The sequence below is a fragment of the Brevundimonas sp. NPDC055812 genome (genome assembly GCF_053616535.1).
The window spans coordinates 192,321-208,263 of the sequence record NZ_JBSHDX010000007.1 but is presented as its reverse complement, the minus strand read 5'-3'; the positions used below and the strand labels follow the sequence as shown (position 1 = coordinate 208,263).

The window sequence follows — 15,943 nt, the reverse complement described above, 5'->3', positions numbered from 1 at the left end:
GAAACGAAATCAAAATAGGATGTCAGGCGCTCATCAAGCGGTCGCGAACGGCGGGAAAGCGGCTCCATAGCCGTTCGCGCCAGGGCGCATCGGGCGTCAGCCAGTCCGTGATCGACGGGCGGTCTTCAATTCCCAGGTTGCGCGCGACGGACCAGGCTGTGGCCAGGTTGGATGACAGGATCGGGACGTCGGTCTCGTCGCTGACGACGGCCAGGGCGGCCAGGCTGGGGGCGCCGGTGCCCATGGCGACGACGGCGTCGGCGACGCCGGCCTTCGCGCCCTGGCGCAGTCCCGTCAGCAGGGTGGAGGCCGTCTGGCCGTAAATCGGGTGGGCTGCGCCGGGCGCCAGGGGCGACTGGACGACGGCGACGACATCATAGCCGGCGGCGCGCCAATGAATCTCGGCGGCTGACGTCAGGGCTGACGGATAGGGGCTGACCAGAATGATGCGGCGCGCGCCGAGAGACTGCAGCGCGTCTTTCAGGGCGTCGGCGGCGCAGACGACGGGGCAGGGACCATCGAGACGTTCCAGCGCCTGTGGTCGACGTCGCGAGGGGCCAAGCAGATAGGTCGAGCCCGTGCAGGCGAAGGCGACGGCGTCTAGCGGCGCCTCGCTGAATGGCGTGAGCCATTCCTCCAGCCGTGTTTCGTAAGCCTTGAGCCTGACGGTCATCTCGGCGTTCGGTGCGTACATGCGCGCGGTCAGCAGATTGATGTCGGGGGGTAGCAGGACCGACAGTTCAGGCTCGGCTGTCGGGTTCTCGGCCGGGGTCAGCAAGGCGACGACGCCGCGCGCGCCTAGATCCGGTCGATGGCGATCCGTCGAGCGGATGGCACGAGCAGGAAGCGACGTTGAGGGCATGATCCGGTCCGACGAAGAGACTTCCGCACAAGAGGTATTTGAGATAATACATCATGAAGGACTGAACGCCAGTCGAACATGGAGGAGAGCGCATGATCATCGACCGTACGGCCACCCATGAGCTTCTGGCTCGGCCGCTTCACGACGAGGCGGCGCGCACTCAGTACATCGTCCAACTGAAGAACCGACTGCGCCGCTACGAGGCCGCCAACAGGACTGCGCTCGACGCCCGCGCCGGCCCTGCCTACGCCGCGATGTCCGGCAAGGCGCCTGAAACGGTCGAGGAGATCACGGCCGCCATGGTCGGCGATCCCTTCTACCAGATCTGGAGCGCCTTCAGCCGCAGCGCCCAGGATGTCATGTGGAACTCGGTCGGCGAGACCATCCAGCGCGAACTGCCGCGCATGAAGGCGGTCGCTGCCGGCTTGGCCAATGCGCCGGCCGGCGGCAGTTGCGAGACCAGCCCGACCTTTGTCGCGCCCTCGGACGCCTATGCGGGCCATATCCACGGCCAGCCGGGCGGCTACATGCTGGGCGAAGGTTCGGCGGACGATTTTGTCGCGGGCGCCTTCTATGAGAGCGGGGGCAACGCCTATTCGCTGGGCGTAGGCATCGGTACGCGCGACTCCAAGTCGGCGGCTGTCATCGAATTCCTGGCTGAGCGCTATCCCGGCTTCAAGCCGCGTCGCATCCTGGATCTGGCCTGTTCTTCGGGCGGCGCCACGGTCGGCTATGCGGCGGCTTTCCCCGAGGCGGAGATCTATGGCGTCGACGTGGCGCCGGGCCTGCTGCGCTACGCTCACCTCCGCGCTGAGGCGATGGGATTGAAGGCGCATTTCCGTCAGATGGATGCGGGCGACATGCCCTTCGAAGACGAAAGCTTCGATCTGGTCGTGTCGCACAACATGATGCACGAGGTCTCGCGCGACTCGCTCGGTCGCATTTTCAACGAGGCGCGCCGCGTGCTGCGCCCCGGCGGCGTGGTGGTGCATCAAGATGTGCCGATGAAGGGCGCCGATTTCAGCGCCTTCGAGAAGTTCATCTTCGCCTGGCAGACCAAGAACAATGACGAGCCCTTCTGGGACGAGTTCCTGGCGACCCAGGCGCCCGAAGTCATGCTCGAGGCGGGGTTCGCTCCCGACGAGGTGCTGGAGACGACGGTGCGGATGCGGGATGGGCCGCGCGCCTGGTACGTCGTGCTCGGCGAAAAGCCCGATGCCGAAGGGCGTCGGGGTTCGGCCCTTATCGGCTGACCAACTGCGGTCTGGTCCTAACAGGCCCCGGATGCATAGGCGTCCGGGGTCTTTTTGCATCCGCGCCCGCTTGGCTCGCCTTCAGTCTGCAAAGAAAAAGGCCCGCGGCGTGAACCGCGGGCACTGGGCCGGCTTCTGGGAGGAAGGTCAGAAGTTGGCTTCGTAGGTCAGTCCGATCTGGCGACCGCGAGGCAGGGAGCCTACGAAACCGCGACGGTTGGTGGTGAAGTCCGAGTAGCGAACGATGCCGACCGGATCGATGTTGTCGAAGATGTTGCGGCCGAACAGGATCACCCGGTGCGGCCCGCGCTCCCAGCCAAGCTGCACGTTGGCGGTGTCGCGGCCGTCGACCCAGGCCAGGTTGGCGACCTGATCATACTTCTTGGAGCGGAAGGAATAGGTGCCGTCGACGAAGAAGCGGTTCTCGCCGACGTACCAGGCGTAGTTGCTGCCCAAAGAATACTGGATCTTGGGCGCGTTGGGGATCGCCTTGCCGCGCACGTCGCCATCGCCGCCGGTCAGGGTGGCGAAATCCGGGTCCGTGGCGTTGGTGTATTCGGAGTCTGCATAGGCGAATGTGCCGCGCACAGACCAGTCGGAGGTGATCTTGGTTTGGGCCTCGACCTCGACGCCCTTGACCTCGACCTCGCCGACGTTGCGGATGAAGGACACGGTCTCGGTCGCCGACAGGTTGGCCACCTGCGTCATCTGCTGGTTCGACCAGTCGATGTAGTAGCCGGCCACGTTCAGGCGGACGCGGCGGTCAAACAGATCGCTCTTGAAGCCCAGTTCATAGTTCCAGGCGGTTTCCTCGCCGTAGGAACGATCGGCCGAGCTCAAGCGCACGTCGGTGTTGAATCCGCCCGGCTTGTTGCCGCGCGCTGCCAGGCCGTAGAACATCAGGTCGTCGGTGGCCTTGTACGACAGGGTGAAGCGAGGATTGGTCGAGCGGTAGGTCGCCTCATAGTCGAAGTTGGAGTCGCCGCCGGTCAGGTGCAGTTTCTCCTCGGCGACGCGCACCTCGGCCGTGCCCGACAACTTGTCGGTGAAGTCGAAGCCGACCAGGCCGAAAGCCGCCAGGTTTTCGGTTTCGATCGTGCCGTTGTTCTGCAGAGCGCGTGACACATAGCGATAGCGTCCGTCCCAGCGATCGCTGTTGAAGTAGTAGGCGCCCGCCATCCAGTGCAGGCGTTCGGCGCGCGGCGAGGCGATACGGAACTCCTGACTGAAGCCCTTGATGTTCACCCGATCATCGACATGCAGCGAGCCGCCCAGCAGACGCTGGGGCAGGTAATCGAGGTCGGCCTTACGGTGCTCTTCGGAGTCGTTGTAGGCGCTGATCGAGGTCAGGGTGTAGCCGCCATGATCGTATTCAGCGGTCAGGCTCAGTCGTCCGGTCTTGCGTTCGACGCCGCCGCCGCCGACTTCGTCCAGATTCAGGCCGATCATGTCGGGAGTGACGTTGATGGCGCCGCAGTAGTACTGGGTGCGGGTATCCAGGTAGCAGTTGTTGGCGGTCGAGCGCTGGATCGCCATCGGCTCATGGCCATCGTTGTTGTGGGCGTACGACCCGCGCAGGATGAAGCTCAACTCCGATGTCGGCGTGTACATCAGCGCAAGGGTGCCGCCGACGGTCTTTTCCTGACCGATGGTCTTGCCGTCACTGGGCGTGCCGGGCGCATTGTTCCGATACTCGCCGCCATAGGTGTAATAGTTGACCGAGGCCTGGGCGGACAGCACGTCCTTCACCAGCGGCCCGCTCAGACCCATCAGGAAGTTGTATTCGTCATGCTCGGCTGCGGTCGCGCGGATCAGGCCCTCGACCTCCTGCGAGGGTTTTCGCGTCGTATAGCTGATGGCGCCCGAGAACGTCTGACGGCCATACAGAGCCGACTGCGGTCCTTTGATCACTTCGACCTGGTCGACAAAGGCCATTTCGGTCGCGAACAGGCTGTCGGGGATATAGACGCCATCGATGAAGGAAGCGGCGTTGGGCGAGCCGAAGACGTTGGCCTGGCCGCGAATGACCGGGCGCTCGAAGCGGCGACCCTGATCCTTTTCGATGTTCAAGCCGGGCGCGATCGAAGACAGGTCCGTGACTTCGCGAATCCCGCGGCGCTGCATCTCTTCGGCGTTCAGCGCGGTGATGGCCAGGGGCACTTCTTGCAGGCGTTCGCTGGTCTTACGCGCCGTGACGATGATCTCATCGACCTGGACGGCGTCCTGTGCGGAGGCGGCGCTCGCCAGGACGGAAAGGCCGGCCGCGACGGCGGTCACGGCCAAGGCGTGGGTATGATGTCTCACGGTCACTCCCCTTTCATGCCCTTATTGCTGAGCATGTATCTTTATGAATACGAGCGATGTCGCCACAACCCGAGCTCTCTGTCAATCATTCGACGATTTTGCCCTGCAAGTTGGGGCAGGAGCGTGGGGCGCTGAACCAATGCGTCTGGCGTGAGGTATTCAAACTAACGCTTCGTGGCCCAGATTTTCGACTAGCGTCGGCAAGCGCCGCGAACCGATGAGCGAGGTGTTGGCGCCCTGCCGCACTGCCCCACTTACGGGATCATCAAAGTTGGAAGGGTGGAGCGCTGCCCGGCGTGGTCGACGCAGCTATGAACCACATCGCTTGATGCGTGGAACCTACATTGCTTCTGTCTGGCCTTCCGGCCAGCAGAGAGGGTAGTACTGGAAGAAATAGAGTCCTACGGCCGTTCTTTCGAAAAAGACGAAACAGGCAAATCGCTAAACTCCGCAACTCCAGACCTGCCAGAGACTGGACGCCAAAGGCCCTCAGAGCCGGGCCCAGAAGGCCAGAAATCAGGGCTAAGCAGGCGGTTTTGCGAGGAAGAAGGCGGGGATACGGAAGGCTGGCCCTCGGCCCCGCAGCCAGAGACGAGCTATGCGGGAAGTGTGGCGGACAGGGTGGGATTCGAACCCACGGTAGGCTTCCACCTACGGCGGTTTTCAAGACCGCTGCCTTAAACCACTCGGCCACCTGTCCCACGCGACTCGACTCGCGCTCGCCCGTGCATAGCGGCAAGCCGAGCGCGACCCAAGCGGAAAGCGTCAGGCGATCTTGCCGTTCGGCGGCGCATTCGGGCGGGTGACGAGCCAGATGCCGGCGCAAACCAGAATGAGGGCGATCAGGTAGCTCCAGCGCAGCATGGATTCTCCCAGAAAAACCGCCGACAGCGAGACGCCGAAGACCGGGATCAGAAAGTTGAAGGCGGCGATCATCCCCACCGGGTTGTGCTTCAGGAGCAGGCTCCACACCGCGAAGGCCACCGACGAGAGCAGGGCCAGATACAGGAGCAAAGTCCCCGATGTCAGGTCCAGTCCCTGAATCCGTCCGCCCATCGCCATGCCTGCGGCCGTCAGAATCAAGCCGCCGATGGCCAGTTGCCAGCCTGTCATGACCATGGGGTCCAGATTGCGCGACAGTCGCTTGCCATAGATGGAGGCGGCAGCCAGGACAAAGGCCGCGATCACGATGAAACCTTCGCCCAACAGGGTGAAGTCGAAGCCGAATTCACCCCCGCCGCCGAGGTTGACCACGACGACGCCCAGGAATCCGATCAGGCAGCCCAGCGCCTTGCGGCCGCTCAACCGATCATCCGCATAGATGAAGTGGGCCAGAACGACGCTGAAGAAGACGCTGGTCGCGTTCATGATGGAGGACTTCACGCCCGTGGCGTGCGCCAGGCCGATGTAGAAGAAAACGTACTGAATGGCCGTCTGGGTCAGCCCGAGCAGGGCGACTTGCCCGGCCTGACGGCCGCTCATGGCCAGAACCGGCTTCTTCATGCCCACGGCCACGATCAGCAGGATCACGCCGGCCAGGGCGAAACGCCAGCCCGCGAACAACAGTTGGCTCGCGATGTCGGTCGGCGCGACCTGCAACAGGGCGTAGCCGCTCTTGATGGCGGGAAATGCGCTGCCCCACAGGGCGCAACACAGGATCGCAAGAAGGAAGACCCCGGTTCGGGTCTTGTAGAGGGAAGTGTTCAAGGCGCTCAGTTCTGACGTCCAGCCGGGGAGGGGCTTTGACGCAAGGCCATACGCGCAAACTGAGCGTTAACCAAACTGGAAACCTCTGCCTCTATTCTCGCTCCGATTTCCTGTCGGCTGGAGTGCAGAGCGTTATGTGGGCGAGATTGTTGAAAGGGGCGATTATTCTCGCCGCCTTCTCAACCCTGGCGGCCTGCGCCAGCCTGGGCGGCAAGGGCGATGCGCCCATCAGCGCGCCCGTGGTGACCGACCCCGCTCCGTTCGTTTCGGGCACCATGCGTCCGTATCAGGTTCGCGGCCGCTGGTATCACCCCAAGGAACAGCCGAACTACGACGAGGTGGGCCAGGCGTCCTGGTACGGCAGCTATCATCACGGACGCTCCACCTCCACCGGCGAGCGCTTCGACATGAACGCCCTGACCGCCGCTCACAAGACCCTGCCGTTGCCTAGCCTGGTCGAGGTGACCAACCGCGCCAACGGCCGTCGGGTCATCCTTCGCGTCAATGATCGCGGTCCATTTGTCGACGGCCGCATCATCGACCTGTCGCGCGGGGCGGCTGAAGAACTGGGTCTCCTGCAGCAAGGCGTCGGGGACGTGCGGGTCCGCTATGTCGGGCGGGCGCCGCGTCAGGGCGGAGGAACCTCTCTTCGCCGAGCCGAGGTCGATAACGCGCCTCAGCCTCGAGCCCAGGTTCAGGCGCAAGCGACGCCTCAGTCCTCGGGACCGCGTCCCTATTATGAAAGCGTGACGGCCTCGAGCCCGCCCGCGCCGGTGTATGCGGCGGCGCAGCCAGCGGCCTTGAACGCCTATTGGGTGCAGGCGGGGGCCTATTCGGATCGTCGCGGCGCAGATCGGGTGGCGCGACGTCTCGGCGACAAGGCTGTGGTCCAGAACATCGACCGGGACGGCCGCGCGCTGTTCCGCGTCGTGGTCGGTCCCTGGCCCGATGCGGGGGCCGCTGAGCGGGCGCGTCAGGCTGTCGTCGCACGCGGGTTTGGCGACGCCCTGTTGATAGGCGGCTGAACGGGCTTGCTTCCCGCGCCTCGCTCGCCATTGTGCGCAGGTGCAGCGAGGCAGATTCATCACTTTCGAAGGCGGCGAGGGCGCCGGCAAGACGACCCAGGCGCGCCTGTTGGTCGAACGCTTGCGTGCGCGCGGGCTCGACGTGCTTCAGACGCGCGAGCCTGGCGGGTCGCCGGGCGCCGAGGAAATCCGCGGTATCGCCGTTTCGGGCGAGGCGGATCGATGGTCCGCGCGGACAGAGACCCTGCTGATGTATGCGGCGCGCTCGGACCATCTGGAACGGACCATTCTCCCCGCCCTGGCGGCTGGACGCTGGGTGGTCTGCGACCGCTTCGCCGATTCCAGCCGCGTCTATCAGGGCGCTGGCGGGGGAACGCCCGAAAGCCTGATCGAGGCCTTGGACGACGCCGTGGTCAATGGCGATCAACCCGACCTGACTCTAGTGTTCGACCTTCCGGTTGAAGTCGGACTGGATCGAGCCTTCGGGCGCGGCCTGTTCGAGACCCGTTTCGAATCCAAGGGATTGGCCTTCCACCAGAAACTGCGTGACGGCTTCCTCCAGGTGGCTGACCGTCACCCCGAACGGTGCGTCGTCCTCGATGCGACTGGAGAGGTGGAAGCGGTCTCGGCCCGTCTCTGGGCCGTGGTGGAGGAGCGGCTGCTTTGAGCGAGCATCCGCGCGACCGTTTCGATCTGATCGCCGATGCCCAGGCTGAGGAAGCCTTTCTGGACGCCCTGAACCGCGGCCGGTTGCACCACGCCTGGCTGCTGTGCGGAGTCGAGGGATCGGGCAAGGCCAGCTTCGCCTATCGCGCCGCGCGCCGCCTGTTGGGGGCCGCGCCGGACCCGTCGCGCGGGCCGCTGGGCGCCGCGCCGCATGACCCCGTCAGCCGCCTGGTGTCCGCCCAGGCCCATCCGGATCTTCTGGTGCTGGAACGCGCGGTGGAGGGCGGCAAGCTGAAGCGCGCCATTTCGGTCGATCAGGCCCGCGACCTGCCCGAATTCTTTGCCAAGAGCCCTTCGCAAGCCCGAAGCCGCGTCGCCATCATCGACGCGGCGGACGACCTGAATGTCAACGCCGCCAACGCCTTGCTCAAGATTCTTGAGGAACCGCCTGAAAACGGCGTGCTCTTCCTGGTCACCCATGCGCCGGGTCGGTTGCTGGCCACCATCCGATCGCGCTGTCGGCGGCTGACCTTTCCCATCTGGCCGGAAGCGCGCCTGGCGGAACTGGTCGAGCGGCGCACCGGCGTATCCCGCGATGAAGCGGTCGCGGCGGCGAGCATGGCGGGCGGTTCGCCCGGCGCAGCCCTGGATCTGGCCTCCGGAGCCATGACCGAAGTCGACCGTCTGGCTCGCGCCTGGGTCGAGGGGCCGGACGTGGACCGCGCAGAGCAATTGGCGATCGCCGACGGTTTCCGGGGCGCCGAAGGACAGGCGCGTTTCGAAGCCCTGATGGACCGCCTAATCGCCGCTGTGAAGCGTCGGGCCGTCGAATCCGAGGGGCGAGAAGGCGCGCGCTGGGCCGAGCTGTGGGGACGTCTGTCCGAGCTGCCCGATCGCGCCGCCGGGCTGAATCTTGATAAGGGAGACGTCCTGGCCGGAGCCCTGGCCGATATCGCCCGCACGAAAGCCGCCGCCTGATATGCTCATCGACAGTCACGTCAACCTTCACGCGCCTCAGTTCGATGAGGATCGCGAGGCGGTGATCGACCGTGCGCGCCAGTCGGGCGTGCGGCTGATGGTCGAGATTTCGGACAAGCTGTCGACCTTTGAGGCGACCCACGCCCTGGCGATGAACAATGCCGACATCTGGTGCACGGTCGGCGTCCATCCGCACGAGGCCAAGGACTATGCCGATCTGACCGCCGATCGCCTGATCGAACTGGCGGATCGTCCGCGCGTCATCGGCATCGGCGAATGCGGCCTGGACTTCCACTATGATCTCAGCCCGCGCGATGTTCAGGCCAAGGTCTTCCGCCAGCATATCGAAGCGGCGCGGCGCACCGAGCTTCCGTTGGTCATCCACACGCGCGAGGCCGATGAAGTCATGGCAGACATTCTGCGCGAGGAGCACGCCCGCGCGCCCTTCAAGTTCTTGATGCATTGCTACACAAGCGGCCTGGAACTGGCTGAAACAGCTATGGAACTCGGCGCCTGGTTCTCCGTTTCCGGCATCGCCACCTTCAAGGCGGCCGAAGAGGTGAGGGAGGTCATCCGCCGGATGCCTGAGGATCGCATCATCGTCGAAACCGACTGTCCCTATCTGGCGCCGATCCCACATCGCGGCCGCCGAAACGAGCCGGCCTACGTCGGCCTGGTGCTCGAAAAATTGGCCGAGGTCCGCGGCTGGACGCTCGAGCAGGCGGATCAACGAACAACCGACGCCTTCTTCAACCTGTTCGACCGCATTCCGAGGCCCGCGGAATGAACGGGCAGGACGAGCTGGAGGTCGTCATTCTCGGCTGCGGCTCGTCCGGCGGCGTGCCGCGCGGCGATGGCGACTGGGGCGACTGCGATCCTGCCGAGCCGCGCAACCGGCGCACCCGCTGCTCCATGCTGGCGCGACGCCATGGTCCGGACGGCGTGACTAGCGTGGTGATCGACACGTCTCCGGACTTTCGCCAGCAGATGCTGAGCGCCGGGACACGCCACATCGATGCGGTTCTCTACACCCACGATCACGCGGACCAGACCCACGGCATCGACGATCTGCGCGTCTTCGCCGTTCATGCCCGGCGACGAATTCCCGCCTGGATGGATGCGGCTACCCATCAGGCCCTGACACGGCGTTTCGACTACATCTTCGAAAGCCATCATGGCTATCCGGCCATTATCGAAGCCCAGCGGATCCCGCCGCACGGGCAACACTGGCGGATCGAGGGGCCTGGCGGCCCGATCCCCGTCAGGACCTTCGATCAGGCCCACGGACCGATACGCTCGGTGGGTTATCGTCTTGGGCCGATTGCTTATTCAAGCGATGTTTCCGGCCTGGACGACGCCGCCCTCGAGGCCGTTCGCGGCGCTGAACTCTGGATTATCGACGCGCTACGCTACACGCCGCATCCGACCCACGCCCACGTTGATCGGGCGCTGGAATGGATCGCGCGCGCAGAGGTGTCGAAAGCCGTGCTGACCAACCTGCATATCGATCTGGACTACAACGTCCTGTCGCGGTCTGTGCCTGCGAACGTCGAAGTTGCGTTCGACGGCTGGCGGGGAAGCTTTGGCGTCTGACGGCACGGGTCAGATCGATATCCGATATTTCGCAGACTGCTCGAGGTCTTGGTACCCAAACTCCGCTGGAGCTTGAAACAGATCGAGCGTTCCCCATCAAATGGGTCTTAAGCCTAGCTCGAGTGGCGAGGAAATTCTATAAAATGGGGCGCATAATCTGATTGATATCGATGTTCTGTCCACGTGAAGTAGGGGCCTATGTATAGTTTGCTGGAAAGTATTATTCCGTCCGCGAAAAACGTCTTGTTCGTTGTTGTTTTCCTGCTTTGGATAAGGACGATATTCGTCATCACTCCACAGCAACACGTCAGAGTGCTTGAAACTTTCGGTCGGTACAGCGGTTCCCGGGCGGCCGGTTTGTCGATCAAGGCGCCATGGCCTCTTCAAGTCGCGCGCCGGCCCTTCTCGCTTCAGACGAGGCAGATCGCCCTTCAATTGGGAGTGAAATCGAAGGACAACGCCTTCGTGACCATGCCGATCAGCTTGCAGTATCGCGCTATCCCGAACGCCGTGCAGGCGGCCTTCTACGAACTTCAGGACGCGGAAAAGCAGATCGAATCCTATGTCGCGACCGAGGCCCGGGCAGTCGCTGCGGCCAAGACCTTTGACCAGCTCTACACGGATCGGGACGAGTTTACGCAGACGGTGCGGGAGTCGCTTGATGAGGCCATGAATGGCTATGGATACGAGATCCGGGCCGTGCTGATCGACGATCCGCGACCGACGGAAGAAATGATCTCCGCCTTTAACGAGGTGCTCGCATCCCAAAGACGGCTTGAGGCTGCTGAGAATGACGGCGAGGCCGAGAAAATCAAACGAACCAAAAGCGCTGAAGCTTCGGCGGCGGCCATGACCATCACCGCCAGAGGGATCGCGGACAGTCGAAGCATCATCGCCGAAGGCAACGCCAAGGCCCTGGCGGCCTTTCGAGAGGATACGACGCTAACCGACATTGATGCGATGACCTTCATGATGGAGATCAACCGCCTCGAGGCGCTCAGGGATGCTGCCGCCCATGGAGGACGCACCGTTCTTGTCACGGGCGACGGCCCTGGCGCAGGTGCGGCGTCACCGGCGCTGTTTGGTGCGCTTGCAACCGAACAGGCGGCCAGTCCGGCTACGAAGAAACAGGCGACTGCATCCAGGCCTGCGTCGGCGTCTGGGTCATCCGATCCAGAGCCTGCGACCTAGACCCGAGGCGGTCGCTGGTCAGAGCCGCTGTGATGCTTGGCAGAGGCGTGGGGCCGCCTTCCTCGCCTTGACGGCGACCACCTTCGCGTGATGGGACGCGAACGTCTGCCTAGCGCGGGCGACCCATCTCCCGCCTCCGGACGGGGATGTCGTCGGCAGGCGAAAGCTCCATGTGTGAGAGCGTGACGTTCAGGTGCGTGCGTACCCGGTTGTGCTTCAAGCCTCGTCAGCGGTCGTGCTTGAACCTGATTGATCCTACTCCGGCCACAGCTCTCGCATCCGCTGCACCAGATCGTGAGAGGGCGGGCGGCCGCCCTGGGCGCCTGGGGGAGGCCATCGCCCGGCGAGAACGTCGGCGCGGACCGCCTGCGCTGAGGGCGGAGGAAAGCGCCAGCCGGCGGCGGTCAGGCGGGCTTTGACCTGCGATTCGGCTTGGGATTCGATGGGTTCAGCGGGGCGGACGGGAGCGTTCAGGGCGGAGGCGATGGTGTCGCCGTTGACGCCGACCGCCCAGGGATCGGCTCCGCGCTCCAGCAGCAGTTCGGCGATCCGGTAATTCCGCATGGCCACGGCGGCTTCCAGCGGCGTGCCCCCGGTGCGGTCGGCGCGGTTCACGTCGGCGCCGTGATCCAGCAGGAGCCGCACCGCGCCCAGGGAGTTCAGCGCGATGGCTTCGTCCAGCGGCCAAAAGGCGTCGGGTGCGACCGGGTCGGGCGATGCGCCTGCCTGAAGCAGGGCTTGGGCATGCCAGGGCTCGCGGGCGCGCAGGGCCAGGCTGAGCGAGGTCTCGCCGTTCGGACCGTCAGGCGGTGCGCCCTTTTCCAGCAGCAGGCTGACCATGGCCCGGTCGTCGCGCGCGACGGCCAGGGTCAGCAGGTCCAGATTCTGTCCGTCGCCGATGCGGGCAAGTGAAGGATCGGCGTCCAACAGACGGCGGGCCTTCGCCAGGTCGCCGTCGCGGACCGCCTCGACCATGTCGCGGGTGGAATGGCCGTCCCGGCCTAGCGCGGCCACGCTGGCCGGGGAGGGCAGGACGGTGCCGACGACGAAACCGTCGGCGCGGGCGTCGCAACCGCTCATCAGAACTCCAGCGAGAAGGATCGGCGTGAAGAGGCGCATCTTGGCGTTGAACGGCCTGCGGGTCGAGGCCGTTCCGCCGCCTTATCGCATGGCGTCCAGGCTGGACTGGAACCATTCGACGCCGTGTAGGGCGCCGGGCGTCCAGTTCCACCAGGACTTGTCCTCGGGCGGGGTCGGGGATACGGCGATGCGGTCGCCTACGGCCCCGGGCGCGTCGCCCGCCCATCCGCCGACCACGCCGCCGAGCGGGCCGAGCAGAGCCGACCCCAGACCGCCCAAGATGATCCGATCGCCGCCGTCCTGCAGCAGGCTGAGCGGATCGCCCTTGAGATAGAAGGCGTCGATGTCGGGCGTGGGGCGTCCGCCCGCCTGCGCGCTCTCGATCGTCGAGGCGTGCAGGCCGGAGGCGTTGAAGGTGTCTGCGTCGTGGCCCGACGCCAGGGACGCCGCCGAGGCCATGCCGCCGCCCAGCGAATGGCCGGTCAGGGTGACGTCCGCCTCGACGGCGGCCAGTCTCTGGCCGATGCGCAGGGCCTTGTCATAGTGCTCCGAGGACAGCCCCAGCGCCTGCTGGCCGTTGTTGAGCCAGTCCTCGCCCGCCTGGGAGCCGCGGAAGGCGACGACGTAGCGGGCCTGGCCGCCCTCGTCGCTGACATAGACGCGGGCGCGGAATTCGGAATCGGCGCGCTCCAGCAGGTCGGGCGTCAACCGCAAGCGGTCCAGGTCGTCCGGTCCGGCTACGCGCCAGCCGTCAGGCGGCGAAGGCGTGTCGTTGTAGACGTCGGCCGACAGCGCCAGATGCGTCCGCGCCGCGTCCAGGTCGACGACATTGTCCGAGCGGGCGGGGGCGGCGACGGCCTGGGTCTGCACCGGCATGGCGGGCGGCGGCGCCCAGTCCAGGGCGACGCGCGGATCATCGTCGAAGCGCGCTGTCGCGGGCGTCGTCTGAGGTTGGAACGATGTCGCGCCGATCCGGTCGATCTGCATGGTCGCCTCCCGATCCTATGCAGTCACCCTATCGCTGCTCGCCGAACCGCGCTGCTAGGGTCTTCCCTAGAGGTCTTCCCTCGACTGGGGGCCTTAGCGCACCGCGCCTGCGTGCAGGGCCTGGTCGAAGGCGGCGCGGGCGGGGCGAGGCAAGGCGTCGATGCGCGCTGACAGCCATTCGGAGACGTCCTGGCCGGGAGCGGGCGGGGCGACGCCTGCGCCTTGAGCGAAGTCGGGTAGGGCCTTGGGGTTGTGCGACAGCGCGGCGGCGATCCCGCCGGTGAAGAAGCCGGCGTCCTCGGCGCGAGGATGCCAGACGCCTCCGTCCTTCTGTTCTGAGGCGGACAGGGCGGGGACATCGGCCGTCAGCGCCGCCCATTGCCGCCCCAGATGCGCCGCCTCGCCGTTCTCCAGCATGGCGGCGGCGTAGGCCTGCAAGGCGCGGCGACCGCCCAGGCTGCTCTGAAGCTGGTTCGCCACGCCCGAAGGGTCGGCGTCCACGGCGGCGGCCAGGGCGGGCAGGGACGTCGCGTCGATCCGTGCGGCGGCCGCGATGAAGCTTTCGGCTGTGACGGCGGCCGAGGGCGTGGTTTCAGGCGTCTCGGGGGAGGAGTCGCAGGCGGTCAGCATGGTCAGGGTCGCCAGGATCGGAAGCCAACGGGGGGCAGGCAAGGCCGCGTCCTTTCCGTCCGGGCGCGGCCAGACTCTGAGGATCAGTTCAGCGGGATCCGCGTCACGGACTCCCAGCCCTCGTTGTAGCTGACTTCAGCCGGGCCGTCATAGGGGCGGCGGCCGTCCGCGCTGGTCGGGGTGGTCAGGGCCACGATGCTCTCGAACAGATCGGCCTGGCCGCTCTGATACTGGCTCAGGGCCGTGTCGAAGACCTGGTCGCTCAGCCAGCCAGTCGCATCGCTGACGCCCGGCCCCGGCAGCTTGCCGGTGGCGAAGCCGAAGATGGTCTTCAGAGTCTCGACATTCTCGGCGGCGCCCTTGTTCACGCCCTCGAAGGCTTCATGCAGGGCGCCGGAGAAGTAGCCCATGCGCTCGGCGGCCGGATAGAAGACGCCGCCGTCCTGCTGTGTCGGGGCGGTGAAGCGTTGCAGCATGTCGCCCTTCAGATCATTGCCGCGCGCCAGCTGGTCGACCAGGCCGCGGATCGTGTCGGCGCCGCCGTCCTGGCCCAGGGTCTCCTGCAGGAAGGCGGTCATGCCCTTGCCGGCCTGATAGTCCTGCTCCAGCGCCTCGACCACGCCGTTGACGTCGGATTTCAGCAGACCCTCCATGCTGGCGCGAATTTCGTCGGCGGCGTCGCCGGTTCCGATCGACGGCGTCAGCACGCCGTTGGCGCCCGAGACGCTGGCCATCTGGCGCCCCGCCAGTTCGAACACCCGCGCCTTCAGCTCGGCGTCGGGACTGGTGGCGGCGGCGTCGACGGCGGCGGCCAGCGGTCCGGCGTCATAGCTGTAGGTCGGCACGCCTCCCTGCATGTTCGTGTACATGGTCTGCTGGGTCCCGGCCTCGAAGACGGCCGACAGCTGGGTGTCGCTCAACGATCCATAAGCGGTGCTCAGCGCCGAGGCGTTGCCGCCCAGGCTGCCCAGCACATGGGCCACGGCCAGGCCTTCGGTGTCGCCCTGATCGGAGATCATCACGCCGCCCATGCCGTCGGCCTCGGTCGTCTGGGGCGCCAGGGCGGCGATGAAGCCGGTCTTCACGTCGGATGTCGCGTGGGCGGCGACGCCTTGCGCCAGCTCAAGCTTCTGCTCGCGGTTGTCATAGGCGTTGTAGACGCGCTCCAGCTGGGTGGCGTCCAGCGAGCCGCCCAGCGTCGTGTGCAGGTCGCGGCGCTCGTCCACGTTCAGCCCGCCGCCCATGCCGAGGAAGCCGGAGTTGTCGAGCTCGTCAGTCCACTTGTTCAGCTCGTCGTCGGACAGTTCGGAGACGACGGCGTTGCGCTCGTCCGCCGTCAGGCCGTTCAGCGTGGCGTTGATGTCTCGTAGGTCGCCCTGGGAGACGTCGTTGAAGAAGCCTTCGTCCAGGCGGTCGCGGATCGTGTTCAGCGCCTGATCGACCCGGCTGGTCGAGGGCGATCCAGCGACGGGGCCGCTGACGGGCGAAGCCAGGGCGCGGGTGTCGACGGACGGCGAAAGAGGCGTGACGGTCATGACCGGCTCCTGCACGATACGAGCGAATACTGGGGCGAGCCTATGGCCGGGACGGCGGCGGCATAAGCTGGGGGCGTCCTTAGCTAGGGACATCCCCTATGCCGGGCCGCCTGCGAACGGCGCCGCTAGGGA

Annotated in this window: 14 protein-coding genes and 1 tRNA gene; 7 read left to right on the top strand and 8 right to left on the bottom strand. The window is 65.8% G+C overall.

Annotated features, from left to right (window positions below; genetic code table 11):
- Window positions 1–22: 22 nt before the first annotated feature.
- Window positions 23–862, bottom strand: coding sequence for a maleate cis-trans isomerase family protein (locus tag ACWGL1_RS13380; protein WP_291775978.1), 840 nt, complete (start codon window positions 860–862; stop codon window positions 23–25).
- Between the two features lie 92 nt (window positions 863–954).
- Here ACWGL1_RS13380 and ACWGL1_RS13375 point away from each other — a divergent pair, with 92 nt between their 5' ends.
- On the top strand, window positions 955–2,115 hold the full coding sequence (locus ACWGL1_RS13375; RefSeq protein WP_291775981.1) for a class I SAM-dependent methyltransferase: 1,161 nt from the start codon (window positions 955–957) through the stop codon (window positions 2,113–2,115).
- Window positions 2,116–2,262: 147 nt separating this feature from the next.
- On the opposite strand, the gene ACWGL1_RS13370 is transcribed toward ACWGL1_RS13375, so the two are convergent.
- The 3 genes from ACWGL1_RS13370 to ACWGL1_RS13360 form a co-directional block, all read right to left on the bottom strand.
- Window positions 2,263–4,419 (bottom strand): TonB-dependent receptor, encoded by a 2,157-nt coding sequence (locus tag ACWGL1_RS13370; RefSeq protein WP_452112260.1) that lies wholly within the window; start codon window positions 4,417–4,419, stop codon window positions 2,263–2,265.
- A gap of 610 nt (window positions 4,420–5,029) precedes the next feature.
- Window positions 5,030–5,119 (bottom strand) — tRNA-Ser (locus ACWGL1_RS13365).
- A gap of 65 nt (window positions 5,120–5,184) precedes the next feature.
- Window positions 5,185–6,126: a DMT family transporter gene (locus tag ACWGL1_RS13360; RefSeq protein WP_452112259.1), complete on the bottom strand. Its 942-nt coding sequence runs from the start codon at window positions 6,124–6,126 to the stop codon at window positions 5,185–5,187.
- Window positions 6,127–6,275: 149 nt separating this feature from the next.
- Here ACWGL1_RS13360 and ACWGL1_RS13355 point away from each other — a divergent pair, with 149 nt between their 5' ends.
- The 6 genes from ACWGL1_RS13355 (at window position 6,276) to ACWGL1_RS13330 (ending at window position 11,579) form a co-directional block, all read left to right on the top strand.
- Complete coding sequence (locus ACWGL1_RS13355) at window positions 6,276–7,151, top strand: septal ring lytic transglycosylase RlpA family protein (RefSeq protein ID WP_452112258.1); 876 nt, start codon at window positions 6,276–6,278, stop codon at window positions 7,149–7,151.
- 40 nt (window positions 7,152–7,191) lie between these two features.
- Window positions 7,192–7,818 (top strand): dTMP kinase, encoded by a 627-nt coding sequence (tmk, locus tag ACWGL1_RS13350; protein WP_452112257.1) that lies wholly within the window; start codon window positions 7,192–7,194, stop codon window positions 7,816–7,818.
- Window positions 7,815–8,795, top strand: coding sequence for a DNA polymerase III subunit delta' (locus tag ACWGL1_RS13345; RefSeq protein ID WP_452112256.1), 981 nt, complete (start codon window positions 7,815–7,817; stop codon window positions 8,793–8,795). Before tmk ends, ACWGL1_RS13345 begins: the two co-directional genes overlap by 4 nt.
- Window position 8,796: 1 nt before the next feature.
- Window positions 8,797–9,582, top strand: coding sequence for a TatD family hydrolase (locus ACWGL1_RS13340; protein ID WP_452112255.1), 786 nt, complete (start codon window positions 8,797–8,799; stop codon window positions 9,580–9,582).
- A complete protein-coding gene (locus ACWGL1_RS13335; protein ID WP_452112254.1) occupies window positions 9,579–10,388 on the top strand; it encodes an MBL fold metallo-hydrolase in 810 nt (269 codons plus the stop codon). Before ACWGL1_RS13340 ends, ACWGL1_RS13335 begins: the two co-directional genes overlap by 4 nt.
- Before the next feature lie 198 nt (window positions 10,389–10,586).
- Window positions 10,587–11,579 carry an SPFH domain-containing protein gene (locus ACWGL1_RS13330; RefSeq protein WP_452112253.1) on the top strand — a complete coding sequence of 331 codons (993 nt, stop codon included), beginning with the start codon at window positions 10,587–10,589 and terminating at the stop codon, window positions 11,577–11,579.
- A 255-nt stretch (window positions 11,580–11,834) separates the two neighbouring features.
- Here the strand turns inward: ACWGL1_RS13330 and ACWGL1_RS13325 are convergent, their stop codons facing one another.
- The 4 genes from ACWGL1_RS13325 to ACWGL1_RS13310 form a co-directional block, all read right to left on the bottom strand.
- Window positions 11,835–12,659, bottom strand: a complete 825-nt coding sequence (locus tag ACWGL1_RS13325) for an ankyrin repeat domain-containing protein (RefSeq protein ID WP_452112252.1) — start codon at window positions 12,657–12,659, stop codon at window positions 11,835–11,837.
- A gap of 81 nt (window positions 12,660–12,740) precedes the next feature.
- Window positions 12,741–13,646 carry a hypothetical protein gene (locus tag ACWGL1_RS13320; protein WP_452112251.1) on the bottom strand — a complete coding sequence of 302 codons (906 nt, stop codon included), beginning with the start codon at window positions 13,644–13,646 and terminating at the stop codon, window positions 12,741–12,743.
- 93 nt (window positions 13,647–13,739) lie between these two features.
- A complete protein-coding gene (locus tag ACWGL1_RS13315) occupies window positions 13,740–14,318 on the bottom strand; it encodes a hypothetical protein (protein WP_343831390.1) in 579 nt (192 codons plus the stop codon).
- Window positions 14,319–14,359: 41 nt separating this feature from the next.
- Complete coding sequence (locus ACWGL1_RS13310) at window positions 14,360–15,811, bottom strand: hypothetical protein (RefSeq protein WP_452112250.1); 1,452 nt, start codon at window positions 15,809–15,811, stop codon at window positions 14,360–14,362.
- Between the last annotated feature and the right edge of the window lie 132 nt (window positions 15,812–15,943).